We start from the raw sequence: 13,615 nt of genomic DNA, 5'->3' as shown, positions 1-13,615 counted from the left end.
GCACACAAAGCCCGCCGCAATGGAAGAGCGCGGGCTTTAACGCCCCACCCTCTAGAAATCGGTAAGTCATAGAAAGTCTAGTCAGATATTGTTTGACTTCACCAAACATCCGGCTCATACTAATAGGAGCTTAAAAAAGATTTACCCTCTGTTTCTCATTTCGATGTCTCTCCTGTAGTTTCTCGTCCTGTTTTCCACTCAGTAAGTTTTCTTTTATCAGCTACATCCGCCCGCTTAGGGCTTTACCATTATTAATTTTTAGAGGACTTATTATGTCTACAGTTGTTACAGGCACCGTCAAATGGTTCAACGCTGAAAAAGGTTTCGGCTTCATTCAACAACAGAATGGCCCGGATGTTTTCGTCCATTTCAGAAGCATCATCAATGCGGGCGGCTATAAAACCCTCGATGAAGGCCAACGGGTCGAATTCAGCGTAAACCGCGGCCCGAAAGGTCCACAAGCGGAAAACGTAAAGGTCATTTAACTCATTGACTGGGCAGGCTGTGCAGATACCGCAGCCTGCCTTCCGGCCTTTACTCGCCCTCGTTTAAGTTAATGGCGATTGATTTTAGCTTGTAGGATGTGCTAACGGAGTAAGCGCATCTATGGCCGTTCGCCATCCGCGGATTAATTTTCCTCTCCCTCCACTTCGCCCTTAATATTATCGACCGCGCGCCGGGCGCCATGTCCGATTTCCCGAGCCGCATCCCGAGTTCCATGACCGATGGCTTTGACGACATCGCGCGTGCCATGCCCAATTTCGCGCGTCGCATCGCGCGTGGTATGGCCGACAACCCTGCCGGTCTGTTTAATTTCGGCGCAAGCGTTCAACAGCAGGCAGAATAAAAACAAAACGCGGGTTGCCCACGGATTAATAGCCATAGCGATTTTCCGATCATTTGTCGAAAGGCGATTTTACAGCAAGCGCCGTCCGCTGATCTTAAACATGCCTTTATCGTATCGGGCGGGCAGACAAGACATCGGAGCCGGCTTCGGAAACCTTCACGGCACAACCCACTCAAAGAACTGGCAAGAGATCGACTCTACAATTCATACTTTGCAAGGCTATGCCATGACTCCATCCTACCGCATCGAGAAAGACAGCCTCGGCGAGATCCGTGTGCCCTCCTCCGTTTTATACGGCGCGCAAACTCAGCGCGCGATCGAGAATTTCCCGGTCAGCGACCTGACTTTGCCGCCAAGCTTCATCCAGGCCATCGCGCTGATCAAGAAAATCGCGGCGGAGGTCAACGCAGAACTGGGCGAGCTAGATGAAGCGCGCAGCGCGGCAATTGCCGAAGCCGCGCAGGAAATCATCGACGGCCGGCACGCCGATCAGTTCCCGGTCGACATATTTCAGACGGGTTCCGGCACCAGCACGAACATGAATGTGAATGAAGTGATTGCGTCCCTGGCAAGCCGGCAGGCGGGGGTCGAGATTCACCCGAACGACCATGTGAACCGCGGGCAAAGCAGCAACGACGTGATACCGACCGCGATTCATTTGAGCGCCGCACTCGCCTGCCATCGCAACCTGTTGCCTGCGCTGACGCATCTGGCCGAAGCGATCGAAACGAAATCGGCCGCTCTTAACGAAATCCTGAAGACCGGCCGCACGCACTTGATGGACGCGCTGCCGCTGCGGATGAGTCAGGAAATGAACGCCTGGACGCTGCAGATCAGGAATGGTAAGGAAAGAATCGAGACGGCGCTGGTTAGGATTTACCGACTGGCGCAGGGCGGCACGGCAGTCGGCACCGGCGCCAACGCACATCCCGAATTCGCGGCAAGGTTTGCCGAAGCGGTGCGCCGCGACACGGGCCTGCCGTTCAGTCCGAACGGCTCGTTTTTCGAAAGCCTGAGCTGCCAGGACGCCAGCGTCGAATTATCGAGCCAGTTGAAAGTGGTTGCGGTGAGCCTGCTCAAAATCGCGAACGACCTGCGCTGGATGAACAGCGGTCCATTGGCGGGTCTTGGAGAAATCGAACTGCCCGCCTTGCAGCCGGGCAGCAGCATCATGCCGGGCAAGGTCAATCCGGTGATTCCGGAAGCGGCCGCGATGGCCGCCGTCCAGGTGATCGGCAACGATGCGGCGATCACGCTGGCCGGCGCATCCGGCAATTTCCAGCTGAACGTGATGCTGCCGGTGATCGCCTACAATCTGCTGCAAAGCATCGAGATACTCGGCAACGCCTGCCGCCTGCTGGCCGATAAGGCGATTAAGGGGTTTAAAGTGCGGACTGAAAAACTCGCGGAGCCGCTGGCGAAAAACCCGATGCTGGCGACTGCATTGAATCCGGTCGTCGGCTATGCCAAAGCCGCGGAAATTGCGAAGACCGCTTATCGGCAACAGCGCCCGATCATCGACGTGGCCGCGGAGATGACCGGTCTGTCGCGCGAGGAACTCGAAAAACTGCTGGATCCGGCCCGGCTGATCGGCAAATAACGCGGCAGGCGAGCGATTAGTTAATTTTCACTCGCCTGCCGCACTGCACTGTCCATTACATTCGGACGGCACCTCAACAATTCATGCAGCGATCGCGCTGGAACTGATTGTGGTCACGCTGGATCTGGCTGAGGATTTCCTTCTTCGCTTCGAGCCAGTCGTACAATTCATAACCCGGCGAAAATGACCGCTTTTCGGCTTTGTAGTACGCCGCTTCGGCAATCATAGTGTGGATATTCACCGTGACCGCGCCGGCACAGGCAGGAACCGGCGCAGGGGGTGCGGTATTCACGAAACCGAATCTGACCAATCCCCACACCGTTTGCGGTGCCGCCTGCTTGATCCCGACGGCTGCCGGCTCAACCTCTTTACGCGACAGGAACAGCCGGTCCCAGATCGAAAGGATCGCCCCGTAATTACTGTCGTGCTCCGACCGTTCGCGCGAATGGTGAACGCGATGCAGATGCGGCGTCACGATCACTTGACCGAGCCATTTCTCACCCGGAAAGGCGATATTCGCATGGTGGAACATCACGAACAGCGGGTATACCGTTTCGTAAGCGAATACGACCGTTTTGTCGATGCCGAGCAGAACAATGTATAGCGCTTTCAGCACGGTCGTCATCACCATCTCGACGATATGAATCCTGAAAGCAGTCGATGCATTCAGATAGGGATCGCTGTGGTGGACCTTGTGGAACAGCCATAATCCGTCGAACCGATGGCAGACCCGATGCCATGCATACAAAAGCAAATCCAGCAGTAAGAAGCCTACCAGCGCTTTCCAACCGTGGCTACGGATCCCGTCCAGCAGGCCTTTTCCGGAAAAATGCTCCAGCGCAAACCATAAGCCTGTTATTGACAAAGCGGATATCAGCACACTGTTGACGACAAAGAGTCCCAAATTAACGCGATAGGCAGCAAGGGTTTGTTTAGGCCGCTGCGGCAGGTTGGGCTGCTGAATTTCGGCAAACGACAGCAGAGCAAATCCCAAAATCACACAAATGAACGGCCAATTGTCGGCGAACTGCATTTGCCAGGCCGACAGCAAGGGTTGCAGGGTGGAATAAATTTCGATGATGTTAAGCATGACTTTACCTCAATTTACCGCAAATAACTTGATGGAAAGTGCATCACAAAATTATTCTAATTATTGCATGTGACGGAGTGATGAAAATTTCTCTCTGGGTTTTAGACGGATTTCCGCTATTTCCTCATTAGGGTTCACAGCAATTTCAATGCCATAAAAAATTGCAGCTATTTTTTAAGGAAAAAGCAAACAACAAATACTTAAATACTTGATTTTATTGTTTTTACAAATAAATATCTTAAGTTTTTGAAAAAGAAGGGTAAAAAGTTCAGTTCCCCGAAGAAAACATGCACCTTTATTGTGCGATTGAATTGTTGTTTTAGGTGCAGTTACTGTTGTAGATTTGCATCAAAACCAAAAGTTCCGGCAGGTAAATGCCGGGTATATGTTTCAGCGAAAGTATTGCCGATTTTTTTGCCCCGGCGAAGCCGATTCAACGGCACTTGAAAACCATCAACGTAATATCGTCCTTGAACGAATCGGTCCGGCAAAACTGCTGCAGGCGAGCCAAAAAAGCATCGATCAGCGTTTCAGGATCGTCTCTGCAGTGTTCAAGCAGCAGGTTCTCGACCCGCTGCATTCCGAAAAAATCGCCGCCATCGTTTTCGGCTTCGATTAAACCGTCGGTGTAAAACAAAATCATGTCGCCCGGTTCCAGCGGCAGGGACTTTTCTTCAAAAAAAACTTGTTCGGTAACGCCCACGATCAAACCCTCCGCATCCAGCGGAAAGCAGACATGGTGGCGCTGCCGATATAATAAAGGCGGAGGATGGCCGGCATTCGCATAACGGATCAGCCGGTTGTCGATGTCGTATTGCAGATAGAATAAGGTCAGGAAAAAGTCCGATTTGTCAAGATCCTCAAACAGGAAATTGTTCAACACGCTCAGCTTCGCCGCCGGCGACTCGACCCCGCCCGCATTTGCGCGGATCGCGCTGCGCGTCTCGACCATAAACAGCGCCGGCCCGATCGCATGGCCCGATACATCGGCAATCACCAGTTCCAGATGGCGGCTGCCGCGGCTGAAATAGTCGTAATAATCGCCGCCGACCCGGTCGGCCGGCAAACAGCGGCCTACGACTTCGAATTGGTCGTTGCGGATCGGGCATGACGGAGAGAGCGTTGTCTGAATCTTGCGCGCGATTTCGATTTCGTTGCGCGCGACCGCCAGTTTGACCTGGGCCTGGCGGATCTGTTGTTCGGCAGCCTTGCGCGCGCTGATATCGTGAATGAACCCGCTGAAGATGAAGGTATTGCCTTCCCTGAGCGGCGAGATGCTCAGTTCGATCGGAAACTCCGCGCCGCTGCGGCGCAAGGCGGTCTGTTCGATCAGGCGATTCAAAACGGGACCCTCGCCGCTGCGCAAAAAATTCTCCACGCCCTGCCGATGCGCTCTGCGGAACCGTTCGGGAATGATCAGTTCTTCCAGGCGCTGTCCGAGTGCTTCTTCGCGGCTCCAGCCGAACATCTGTTCGGCTTTTTGATTCCAGTCCCGGATAAGCCCGTGAGCATCCATGATTACAACCGCATTCAGGGAGCTCTCGATAATCATCCGGATGCGTTTTTCGCTTTCGATCAAGGCATCCTGGAATTGCTTTCGAGCCGTAATATCGCGGTCGACGCCGCGCCACTTAAGCAATTTTCCGCTGGCGTCGACGATCGGCAAGCCGGTGGATTCGGTAATCACCTGATGGCCATCCCGATGCTGGTAGTGGTTGATCAGGCTGTAGAACGGCTCCTGGCTGGTCGCGTAAAACAGTTGCTCGGCCTTGTCTTGCGCAGTTAAAAATTCGGTGTAGTGCTTGCCGATGACCTGATCGGGCCGGTAACCCAAAATCTGGTAAACCGCCGTGCTGGAGTAAATATAGAAGCCGTCGGGATCTTGTTCCCAAAGCCATTCCCCGGTCATTTCGGCCATCTGCCGAAAACGTTTCTCGCTCTCGATCAGCGCCGATTCGACATCCATACACAACCCCGAAGTCGCGGAAGAAAACCTGGTTTCCTCCTCTCCGGCGGTTTCCAGAAGGAGTTTATTGCCGAATTCCTGAATCAGGATCAATATATTGATCAAATCCGGATCCTTTGTAATCAAGCGCGACAGCGACAGTTGGGATTTGATTAGCCGTCCGCTACGGGTCGCAACTCCGGCGATCACATACTGATCGTCGCCCGATTCGAGCAAACGCGAAAAGACTTGCTGCCAGGGTTGATCTTCGTTTTCCGGGCAGAGCAAATGGAAGGATTTGTCCGCCACCTCCTTCTCGTCGAAGCCCAAGAGTTCGGCCGCCGCGGCATTGATGTGCTTGATCCGGGGAGGCCAGACGCAGGCATTGCCCGAACGTTCCCATTCGGCAATCACGATCTTGGCTTTCGGAAGTTCATTAGGCTGATGCAAGTTTTCTCTCCTGATAACTTCAGCTGAGACTTTCAGGTTTGTTGAAAAAATCCTGGTTAAGCAAGGCAAGATTAGGCTCCGGAGCTTTTCGGATCATAACACAATCGTCCTCGCCTCGATCTTTCCCCCTATGGGTTTAATTTGCCGTCCTAACCTTGAATTCGCCGGATAATCGCAGGCGCCGCTTTCCCTCTCCGCCTCTCCGCAAACCGGCATTGCCGGTTAAAGCGAACAACTACTGCAAAAACACTTCAGTTCATAGTAAAATGGCCGACATTGCTTTTTTTAACCGAATCATGGACCCACGCACCGCTCGCGTCGAGCGCAACACGCTCGAAACGCAAATCAAGATCAGCCTGAATCTGGACGGGACCGGCAAAGCCCGGTTTGTCACCGGCGTTCCGTTTCTGGACCACATGCTGGATCAAATCGCCAGGCACGGCTTAATCGATATTGAGGTCGATGCGCAAGGCGATCTCGAAATCGACGCCCACCATACCGTCGAAGACATCGGCATCACGCTCGGCCAGGCCTTCGCGCAGGCGGTCGGCGACAAGAAAGGCATCGTTCGCTATGGCCATGCGTATGTGCCGCTCGACGAAGCCCTGTCGCGTGTCGCGATCGATCTGTCCGGCCGCCCGGGGCTCTTCTATGAAGTCAAATTTCCGCGCGCGATGATCGGCCGCTTCGATGTCGATCTGTTCAGGGAGTTTTTCCAGGGTTTCGTCAACCACGCCGGGGTAACGCTGCACATCGACAATTTGAAAGGCGTCAACGCCCATCACATCGCCGAAACGATCTTTAAAGCCCTGGGACGCGCGCTGCGAATGGCGGTCACTCCCGACCCGCGCATGGCCGGCATCATGCCCTCCACGAAAGGCAGCCTTTAACCACGCGCATCTCCAGTGCATTTTATCGGCAATGATTCCTGAATTTTTTTCCTTTTAGTCCGAGCCTTTCGTCTTAGTCTTATGTCATCCGTCGCTGTTATCGATTACGGAATGGGTAACCTGCATTCCATCGTCAAAGCACTGCAGCATGCCGATCCTGAAACCGAAGTGATCTGCACAGCCGATTCCAAAGCCATTCTCGGCGCAGACCGGGTAGTTTTCCCCGGTGTCGGCGCGATCCGCGACTGCATGCGCGCCTTGAACGAAAGCGGGCTGGACGAGGTGATCCGCCGAGTCGCCGCAGCCAAACCACTGCTGGGCATTTGCCTCGGAATGCAGGCATTATTGACCGACAGCGAGGAAAACGGCGGTACTTCGGGCTTGAGCCTGATCCCGGGGCATGTGGTCCGTTTCGCCGAGAATCTGGCCGACAGCGACGGCCATGCGCTTAAAATTCCGCATATGGGCTGGAACCAAGTTCATCAAATTCCGCACGTTCTATGGCAGGACATTCCGCAGGACAGCCGGTTCTATTTCGTGCACAGCTATTACGCCCGGCCCGATAACGCCGATACGACGGCCGCCACGAGCGCCTACCCCGAAACCTTCGCCTGCGCACTGGCGCAGGACAATATTTTCGCGGTGCAGTTTCACCCCGAAAAAAGCCAGACGGCCGGCTTGCAGCTGCTGCGCAACTTTTTGCGCTGGTCCTGCTGATTGACTTTTATCTTACTGATCTTTCTTAATTATTATAAAAATTGCTGTTGAGGAAATCCGCGTATGTTGTTGATACCTGCTATTGATCTGAAAGAAGGCAAGTGTGTCCGTTTGCGGCAGGGGCGTATGGAAGACGATACGGTATTCTCCGAGGATCCGGTCGCAGTCGCGGGCCGCTGGGTCGGCCTGGGCGCCAGACGGCTGCATCTGGTCGATCTGGACGGCGCCTTCGCGGGCAAGCCGCGCAATGCGGACGTGATTCATGCGATCGTCGAAGCCTTTCCTGATATTCCAATCCAGATCGGCGGCGGCATCCGCGACGAAGAAACGGTTCAGGCTTATCTGAATGCGGGCGTCGAATACGTGATCATCGGCACCAAGGCGGTCAATGCGCCGCATTTCGTCCGCGACATGGCGGTCGAATATCCGCGCCGGATCATCGTCGGGCTCGACGCGAAAGACGGCAAGGTCGCGATCGACGGCTGGTCCAAACTGTCCCGCCATGACGTGATCGACCTCGCGCAGCATTTCGAGGAAGACGGCGTCGAAGCGATCATTTATACCGATATTTCGCGGGACGGCATGATGTCCGGCGTAAACATCGAAGCCACCTCGCGGCTCGCACGCGCGATCCGGATTCCGGTCATCGCCTCGGGCGGCATCACCAATATCGACGACATCCGCGCGCTCGGCGAGATTGCCGGCGACGGGGTGATCGGCGCAATCACCGGCCGAGCCATCTACGAAGGCACGCTCGATTTCGCCGAAGCGGAAAAACTGGCCGAATCGTTCTGATCATGAGCCTTGCCAAACGCATCATTCCCTGCCTGGACGTCGACAACGGACGAGTCGTCAAAGGCGTCAAGTTCGTCGATATCCGCGACGCCGGCGACCCGGTCGAGATTGCCCGGCGCTACGACCGCGAAGGCGCGGATGAAATCACTTTTCTGGACATTACCGCCACGCATGACAACCGCGCCACGATGGTGCATGTGGTCGAACAGGTCGCCGGCGAAGTCTTCATCCCGCTGACGGTCGGCGGCGGCATCCGCACGCTCGACGACATCCGCCGGATGCTGAACGCCGGCGCGGACAAGGTCGGCATCAACAGCGCGGCCGTCTTCAATCCCGAGTTCGTACGCGAAGCAGCCGACCGCTTCGGTTCGCAGTGCATCGTCGTCGCGATCGACGCGAAAAAAGTGTCCGCCCCCGGCGAACCAAACCGTTGGGAAATCTTCACGCACGGCGGGCGCAAACCGACCGGCATCGACGCAATCGGCTGGGCGAGAAAAATGGTCGATTACGGCGCCGGCGAAATTCTGCTGACCAGCATGGACCGGGACGGGACGCGCGAAGGCTTCGATCTGCCGCTGACGCGCGCAATCAGTGAAGCGGTCACTGTTCCGGTGATCGCCTCGGGCGGCGTCGGCAATCTGGATCATCTGGCGGACGGCATTATCGAAGGCAGAGCCGATGCGGTGCTCGCGGCCAGCATCTTCCATTTCGCCGAATACTCGATCCAGCAGGCGAAACGGCACATGGCCGCGCGCGGGATCGAGGTAAGGCTGACATGAGCGAAGCCTGGCTCGACGAAATCCGCTGGACCGCCGACGGCCTGGTGCCGGCGATCGCCCAGCAGGCGGACAGCGGCAAAATATTGATGTTCGCCTGGATGAACCGCGAGTCGCTGCAGTTGACGGCCGCCGAAGGCTATGCGGTGTATTGGTCCAGGTCGCGGAACAAATTGTGGCGCAAGGGCGAAGAATCCGGCCATCGGCAAAAAGTGCTCGGCATCTACCTCGATTGCGACGAAGACGTCGTTTTGCTCAAAATTGAACAGCAAGGCGGCATTGCCTGTCATACCGGACGTGAGAGCTGCTTTTACCGGCAACTGCAGGGTGATCGATGGCAGACGGTCGAACCGGTACTGAAAGACCCCGAAGCTATCTATCGAACCTCATGAGCGAAATACTGCAACAACTGGCGGACGTGCTGGAACAGCGCAAACAGCAATCGGCGGAGAAATCCTATGTCGCAAGCCTTTACGCAAAGGGACTCGACACGATCCTGAAAAAGATCGGCGAGGAAGCGACCGAAACGGTAATCGCCGCGAAAGGCGGCGACAAGCAGCAGATCGTTTATGAAACGGCCGATTTATGGTTTCACTGCATGGTGCTGCTGGCCCAACAAGGACTGGGGCCGGACGACGTGTTGAACGAGCTGCAGCGCCGCTTCGGGCTGTCGGGTATCGAAGAAAAGGCGCAACGGCAAAAATAAACCTAAGGAATCATATTGCAGCGCGAGAATAGCGAAGCGTATCCGCCCTGCTTTTCAAATCAATTCTCACGATAATGGCACTGAGGTTTTGTCCTAATAAAAGGCTCCCGCGCCGGCGACAACGGGCTACTGAAGCCCAGTCGTAACTCCCACCTAATCAGAAAGAGGTTAAGCCCATGGGCATCAGCATTTCCGAATTATTAGTTTTGTTGCTGATCGTGGTGGTGCTGTTCGGCACCAAACGGTTGCGCAATGTCGGCTCCGACCTGGGCGCAGCCATCAAGGGCTTCCGTAACGCGGTCAAAGACCAGGACAATCCGACGCTTTCAGCCGAGGATAAACCGCCGATCGAAGGCGAAACGATCACCAAACATCAAGAAAAAACCTGACCATGTTCGAAATAGGCTTTTCCGAAATCGTCATGGTCGGGCTGGTCAGCCTGCTGGTGATCGGGCCGGAGCGGCTTCCCAAAGTCGCCCGGGTTGCCGGCTACTGGATCGGCAAAACCCGGCGGATGATTGCCGCCGCCAAGGCCGAAATCAGCGCCGAGCTTCATGCCGAGGAAATGCGGCAGGTTTTAAAAGAACAGGGCGATCTGAAAGAACTGCAAAACCTGATCGATGAAACCCGCGGCGCCGCCCGTTCGTTCCAATCCTCTCTCGAAAGTCTGCCGCAAGACAGCCCGAAGCCGGACGCAGAGCAGCATCATGAAAAATAACTTGAACGACGACCAGGAAATGCCTTTCCTGAGCCATTTGATCGAACTGCGCGACCGCCTGCTGCGGGGAGTCATCTTCGTGCTGGCGGTCTTCCTCGCGCTCGCCTATTACGCGAACGATATTTATGCGCTGCTGGCAGGCCCGCTCATGAAGTACATGCCCGCCAACAGCAGCATGATCGCGATCGAAGTCGCCTCGCCGTTCTTTACACCCTTTAAATTGGCGCTGGTCGTTGCGATCTTCATCTCGATTCCGTATCTGCTGTACCAATTCTGGGCCTTCGTCGCACCGGGACTCTACCAGCACGAGCGGCGCTTCATCCTGCCGCTGCTGATCGCCAGCACCCTGCTGTTCTTTCTCGGCGTCGCGTTTGCATATTTCGCCGTGTTTCCGCTGATGTTCCAGTTTTTGACCGCAGCCGCGCCTACCGGCGTGACCATGATGACCGACATCAGCCACTATCTCGACTTCGTTCTGACCCTGTTTTTCGCCTTCGGCATTTGCTTTGAAGTGCCGATTTTTACGGTCGTATTGGTCTGGGCCGGCCTCGTAACGCCGCGCAGCCTTGCCGAACAACGTCCCTATGTGATTGTCGGCGCTTTCGTGATCGGGATGGTGCTGACTCCGCCCGACGTGATTTCGCAGACCTTGCTGGCGGTACCGATGTGGCTGCTGTTCGAAGCGGGCTTGTTGTGCTCCCGTTTGTTTGCGCCCAAACCCGCCGAATCCGATCCAAACAAGCAACTGACGCCATCCTAAGGCAGGGCGAGCCACCACTTGCCCGCAAAAAACCTGCCAGGTTTTTAAAACCTGGCAGGTCTGCCTGCCTTAACCCAATCTATCCGCCCGAGCCATCCTGAACCGGCCGGACGTAACGGGCAAACACCTGCGTTCCGGGCAGGTGTTTGCCCGCCCAGACGACCATCGACTCCAGCACCGGTATCAAGTCCCGCCCTCTCTCGGTCAGTTCGTATTCGTAGCGGAGGGGTCTGCGGCAATAAGGGGCTTTCATTACTATTCCGCTTTGCTCCAACCTTTTCAGGCGGTCCGCCAGAATGTTGGTCGGGATCGCTTCGGGCGATTCGCTAAACTCGCCGAAACGCGATTTGCCTAATACCAGATCGCGCACCACCAGCAGCGTCCATTTATCTCCTAACAGATCCAGCACATTCGCGACCGGACAACAGGAGCGTTCGAATTTGTCTTGATTGGGATCGTGCATTTCAGCATCCGGTTTTCATATTACTTGCTTTTTGCAAGTTACTTGCCCTAACATAGTCACTTGCATTTTTAAAGTAACTATAACACATGAACTGCCCGGAGAAAAAAATGATCATCCTTCACCAATTCGCCCGTACCTGGGGACTTCCCAACTTGAGCCAGTTCTGCGTCAAGCTCGAAACCTACTTGCGCATGAACCGGATACCGTATCAAATCGCCGAATCCCTTCCCCTCAAGGCTCCGCGCGGCAAACTGCCGTTTATCGACGACGAAGGCCATCGAATCGCCGACTCGCGCCTGATCCTGCATCACTTGCAATCGAAATACGGCACGGGCCGGGATGCCCACCTTTCGTCCGAAGAACTGGCCACGGCCAAATCGTTTCAGCGCCTCTTGGAAGAGCATCTCTACTGGATCAGCATGGTGACGCGCTGGGACTACGGCGACAGCAACTGGCAGGCAAACAAAGCCGCGATTTTCGGGGTGTTGCCGCCGATTGCGCGCGACTTGGCCGCCGCCGTTTACCGCCGTAAAATCAAGGGCCAGATTCTCGGGCACGGCATCGGCCGTCTGAGCCACGAGGAAAAGTTCAAACTGGGCAAGGAAGACCTCGACAGCCTCGCAGATTTTCTCGGCGAGAAGCCGTATTTCATGGGCAAGCGGCCAAGCACCCTGGATGCCAGTGCCTATGGCATTCTGGTCAATATCATCGGCGGCCCGATCGAATCGCCGCTGAAAGATCATGCGTTATCCAGGCAAAACCTGCACGACTACTGCAGGCGCATGCAGGCCGAGTTCTATCCGGAACTGCCCTGGCGCGCAAGCTGAAGTGCATCAAGGCCCGTGATGGCGTTGCTGAATAGCGTCCTTTCCGCTTAGGAGTCAGCGTATCGGATGGAGCCTTTCAGTAAAACAGTCCGTAAATGCCGATCCCGAGCCAGGTCAAACCGAGCAACAGCCAGGGCAGCCAGTGCTGCTTGTAAACGATCGTTTCCGGAATCGACGGATTGATGTCTGTTTGGACGTCCTGCGGCCCGTTCTGATGCGAGGCTTTCTTGAGCCTCTTGCTCAGTTCCCGAGCTTTTTCCTTTTGCTGTTTTTTATACTGCTCGATGCCTTTCTGGATGCCTTGGGCGATCAGTTTGGTCTGTTCTTTCGTCTGCGCCGGCCGCTGGGTAGCCCGGGCGATTTTCAGCGCCTCTTCCTGGGTTTGCGGCGAAGGTTTTTGATAATTTTTGTTAGCCATAAAGGTGTATGGGAAGGAAAATACATTTCATCAAACAGATCTTGCCGGCTTCGCTCGACCGCATGCTGCAGCCAAAAACCATCGGCAGCGCTTAAAATTTCCGGTTCACCGCAAAAAGCCGGGGAGCGGACTGATCGCCCGGTTTGGCCGCGATCAGTTCAAACTCAAAGCGCCCGGAGTCCAACTGCGCACACCACTGCCGGACCTGTTCGCATTCCTGTGCGCCGCCGGCATGGCCGGGATAGGCGACGATCGTGATGATCCCTTTAGGACTCAGCAGCCGGCTTGCAGCCGATAATGCCGCCAATGTCGACTCGGATCGGGTGATTACCGATTTATCGCCGCCGGGCAAATAGCCGAGATTGAACATCACGGCACTGACCAAGCCATGCCGCGCCTGAGGCAGCATCTCATCCATTTCGGCATGGCTGCGATGAAACAGGGTCAGGCAATTCCGAAGGATAGGGTTTGTAATTCTGTCTTGCGCTGATTCAAGAGCCGACTGTTGAATATCGAAACCGTAGACCCTGCCCTTCGGCGCGACTTTCTGTAACAGAACTCACCACCTATCACTTTACCCCGATCCACAAAAGGCAGGTAAAGAAATACCGTT

At 55.3% G+C, this 13,615-nt stretch carries 18 protein-coding genes; 12 read left to right on the top strand and 6 right to left on the bottom strand.

The features are described from left to right. The first annotated feature begins 272 nt into the window (after positions 1 to 272). Complete coding sequence (locus JJL52_RS17225; RefSeq protein ID WP_202053732.1) at positions 273 to 485, top strand: cold-shock protein; 213 nt, start codon at positions 273 to 275, stop codon at positions 483 to 485. Positions 486 to 628: 143 nt separating this feature from the next. On the opposite strand, the gene JJL52_RS17220 is transcribed toward JJL52_RS17225, so the two are convergent. Continuing rightward, entirely contained in the window at positions 629 to 883 is a 255-nt protein-coding gene (locus tag JJL52_RS17220; RefSeq protein WP_202053731.1) for a hypothetical protein, read from the bottom strand. Between the two features lie 190 nt (positions 884 to 1,073). Here JJL52_RS17220 and JJL52_RS17215 point away from each other — a divergent pair, with 190 nt between their 5' ends. Then, positions 1,074 to 2,447 carry a class II fumarate hydratase gene (locus JJL52_RS17215; RefSeq protein ID WP_202053730.1) on the top strand — a complete coding sequence of 458 codons (1,374 nt, stop codon included), beginning with the start codon at positions 1,074 to 1,076 and terminating at the stop codon, positions 2,445 to 2,447. A gap of 73 nt (positions 2,448 to 2,520) precedes the next feature. Here JJL52_RS17215 and JJL52_RS17210 read toward each other — a convergent pair whose 3' ends face one another. Together JJL52_RS17210 and JJL52_RS17205 are read right to left on the bottom strand one after the other, a co-directional pair. Next, positions 2,521 to 3,537, bottom strand: coding sequence for a sterol desaturase family protein (locus JJL52_RS17210; RefSeq protein WP_202053729.1), 1,017 nt, complete (start codon positions 3,535 to 3,537; stop codon positions 2,521 to 2,523). 433 nt (positions 3,538 to 3,970) lie between these two features. Further along, the gene (locus tag JJL52_RS17205; RefSeq protein ID WP_202053728.1) at positions 3,971 to 5,932 is read right to left on the bottom strand and encodes a SpoIIE family protein phosphatase; all 1,962 of its coding nucleotides are present in this window, start codon (positions 5,930 to 5,932) and stop codon (positions 3,971 to 3,973) included. A 296-nt stretch (positions 5,933 to 6,228) separates the two neighbouring features. Between JJL52_RS17205 and hisB the strand changes: the two genes are divergently transcribed. The 9 genes from hisB to tatC all read left to right on the top strand — a co-directional run bounded on the left by hisB (position 6,229) and on the right by tatC (position 11,294). Next, a complete protein-coding gene (hisB, locus tag JJL52_RS17200; RefSeq protein WP_202053727.1) occupies positions 6,229 to 6,822 on the top strand; it encodes an imidazoleglycerol-phosphate dehydratase HisB in 594 nt (197 codons plus the stop codon). A gap of 81 nt (positions 6,823 to 6,903) precedes the next feature. Then, positions 6,904 to 7,539: an imidazole glycerol phosphate synthase subunit HisH gene (gene hisH, locus JJL52_RS17195; protein WP_202053726.1), complete on the top strand. Its 636-nt coding sequence runs from the start codon at positions 6,904 to 6,906 to the stop codon at positions 7,537 to 7,539. A gap of 63 nt (positions 7,540 to 7,602) precedes the next feature. After that, the gene (gene hisA, locus JJL52_RS17190; RefSeq protein WP_202053725.1) at positions 7,603 to 8,334 is read left to right on the top strand and encodes a 1-(5-phosphoribosyl)-5-[(5-phosphoribosylamino)methylideneamino]imidazole-4-carboxamide isomerase; all 732 of its coding nucleotides are present in this window, start codon (positions 7,603 to 7,605) and stop codon (positions 8,332 to 8,334) included. Between the two features lie 2 nt (positions 8,335 to 8,336). After that, positions 8,337 to 9,113 carry an imidazole glycerol phosphate synthase subunit HisF gene (gene hisF / locus JJL52_RS17185; RefSeq protein WP_202053724.1) on the top strand — a complete coding sequence of 259 codons (777 nt, stop codon included), beginning with the start codon at positions 8,337 to 8,339 and terminating at the stop codon, positions 9,111 to 9,113. Further along, entirely contained in the window at positions 9,110 to 9,502 is a 393-nt protein-coding gene (gene hisI, locus JJL52_RS17180; protein WP_202053723.1) for a phosphoribosyl-AMP cyclohydrolase, read from the top strand. Before hisF ends, hisI begins: the two co-directional genes overlap by 4 nt. Further along, positions 9,499 to 9,816 carry a phosphoribosyl-ATP diphosphatase gene (locus tag JJL52_RS17175; RefSeq protein ID WP_202053722.1) on the top strand — a complete coding sequence of 106 codons (318 nt, stop codon included), beginning with the start codon at positions 9,499 to 9,501 and terminating at the stop codon, positions 9,814 to 9,816. The genes hisI and JJL52_RS17175 overlap by 4 nt, the downstream gene beginning before the upstream one ends. Positions 9,817 to 9,992: 176 nt before the next feature. After that, positions 9,993 to 10,205: a twin-arginine translocase TatA/TatE family subunit gene (tatA, locus tag JJL52_RS17170; RefSeq protein ID WP_202053721.1), complete on the top strand. Its 213-nt coding sequence runs from the start codon at positions 9,993 to 9,995 to the stop codon at positions 10,203 to 10,205. Positions 10,206 to 10,207: 2 nt separating this feature from the next. Further along, a complete protein-coding gene (gene tatB / locus JJL52_RS17165; protein ID WP_202053720.1) occupies positions 10,208 to 10,534 on the top strand; it encodes a Sec-independent protein translocase protein TatB in 327 nt (108 codons plus the stop codon). Then, the gene (tatC, locus tag JJL52_RS17160; RefSeq protein WP_236994333.1) at positions 10,524 to 11,294 is read left to right on the top strand and encodes a twin-arginine translocase subunit TatC; all 771 of its coding nucleotides are present in this window, start codon (positions 10,524 to 10,526) and stop codon (positions 11,292 to 11,294) included. Before tatB ends, tatC begins: the two co-directional genes overlap by 11 nt. Positions 11,295 to 11,373: 79 nt before the next feature. On the opposite strand, the gene JJL52_RS17155 is transcribed toward tatC, so the two are convergent. Next, positions 11,374 to 11,757, bottom strand: a complete 384-nt coding sequence (locus JJL52_RS17155) for a winged helix-turn-helix transcriptional regulator (RefSeq protein WP_202053719.1) — start codon at positions 11,755 to 11,757, stop codon at positions 11,374 to 11,376. A gap of 107 nt (positions 11,758 to 11,864) precedes the next feature. On the opposite strand from JJL52_RS17155, the gene JJL52_RS17150 reads away from it, so the two are divergent. Continuing rightward, a complete protein-coding gene (locus JJL52_RS17150) occupies positions 11,865 to 12,584 on the top strand; it encodes a glutathione S-transferase family protein (RefSeq protein WP_202053718.1) in 720 nt (239 codons plus the stop codon). 76 nt (positions 12,585 to 12,660) lie between these two features. On the opposite strand, the gene JJL52_RS17145 is transcribed toward JJL52_RS17150, so the two are convergent. Further along, positions 12,661 to 13,002 carry a DUF2956 domain-containing protein gene (locus JJL52_RS17145; protein ID WP_202053717.1) on the bottom strand — a complete coding sequence of 114 codons (342 nt, stop codon included), beginning with the start codon at positions 13,000 to 13,002 and terminating at the stop codon, positions 12,661 to 12,663. Between the two features lie 91 nt (positions 13,003 to 13,093). Continuing rightward, a complete protein-coding gene (gene mnmM / locus JJL52_RS17140) occupies positions 13,094 to 13,558 on the bottom strand; it encodes a tRNA 5-(aminomethyl)-2-thiouridylate-methyltransferase MnmM (RefSeq protein ID WP_236994335.1) in 465 nt (154 codons plus the stop codon). Positions 13,559 to 13,615 lie beyond the last annotated feature (57 nt).

It is taken from the genome of Candidatus Methylomicrobium oryzae, from assembly GCF_016745425.1.
GTDB lineage: Bacteria > Pseudomonadota > Gammaproteobacteria > Methylococcales > Methylomonadaceae > Methylomicrobium > Methylomicrobium oryzae.
The sequence above is the reverse complement of the archived record's forward strand: the minus strand, read 5'-3'. Positions and strand labels throughout refer to the sequence as shown.

Coding starts and splice junctions, on each gene's coding strand:
- JJL52_RS17210 (WP_202053729.1), bottom strand. CDS start 3,537: ATGCTTAACATCATCGAAATTTATTCCACCCTGCAACCCTTGCTGTCG.
- tatB (WP_202053720.1), top strand. CDS start 10,208: ATGTTCGAAATAGGCTTTTCCGAAATCGTCATGGTCGGGCTGGTCAGC.
- tatA (WP_202053721.1), top strand. CDS start 9,993: ATGGGCATCAGCATTTCCGAATTATTAGTTTTGTTGCTGATCGTGGTG.
- JJL52_RS17220 (WP_202053731.1), bottom strand. CDS start 883: ATGGCTATTAATCCGTGGGCAACCCGCGTTTTGTTTTTATTCTGCCTG.
- hisA (WP_202053725.1), top strand. CDS start 7,603: ATGTTGTTGATACCTGCTATTGATCTGAAAGAAGGCAAGTGTGTCCGT.
- JJL52_RS17155 (WP_202053719.1), bottom strand. CDS start 11,757: ATGCACGATCCCAATCAAGACAAATTCGAACGCTCCTGTTGTCCGGTC.
- JJL52_RS17225 (WP_202053732.1), top strand. CDS start 273: ATGTCTACAGTTGTTACAGGCACCGTCAAATGGTTCAACGCTGAAAAA.
- JJL52_RS17215 (WP_202053730.1), top strand. CDS start 1,074: ATGACTCCATCCTACCGCATCGAGAAAGACAGCCTCGGCGAGATCCGT.
- JJL52_RS17145 (WP_202053717.1), bottom strand. CDS start 13,002: ATGGCTAACAAAAATTATCAAAAACCTTCGCCGCAAACCCAGGAAGAG.
- JJL52_RS17175 (WP_202053722.1), top strand. CDS start 9,499: ATGAGCGAAATACTGCAACAACTGGCGGACGTGCTGGAACAGCGCAAA.
- hisB (WP_202053727.1), top strand. CDS start 6,229: ATGGACCCACGCACCGCTCGCGTCGAGCGCAACACGCTCGAAACGCAA.
- JJL52_RS17150 (WP_202053718.1), top strand. CDS start 11,865: ATGATCATCCTTCACCAATTCGCCCGTACCTGGGGACTTCCCAACTTG.
- hisI (WP_202053723.1), top strand. CDS start 9,110: ATGAGCGAAGCCTGGCTCGACGAAATCCGCTGGACCGCCGACGGCCTG.
- hisH (WP_202053726.1), top strand. CDS start 6,904: ATGTCATCCGTCGCTGTTATCGATTACGGAATGGGTAACCTGCATTCC.
- tatC (WP_236994333.1), top strand. CDS start 10,524: ATGAAAAATAACTTGAACGACGACCAGGAAATGCCTTTCCTGAGCCAT.
- hisF (WP_202053724.1), top strand. CDS start 8,337: ATGAGCCTTGCCAAACGCATCATTCCCTGCCTGGACGTCGACAACGGA.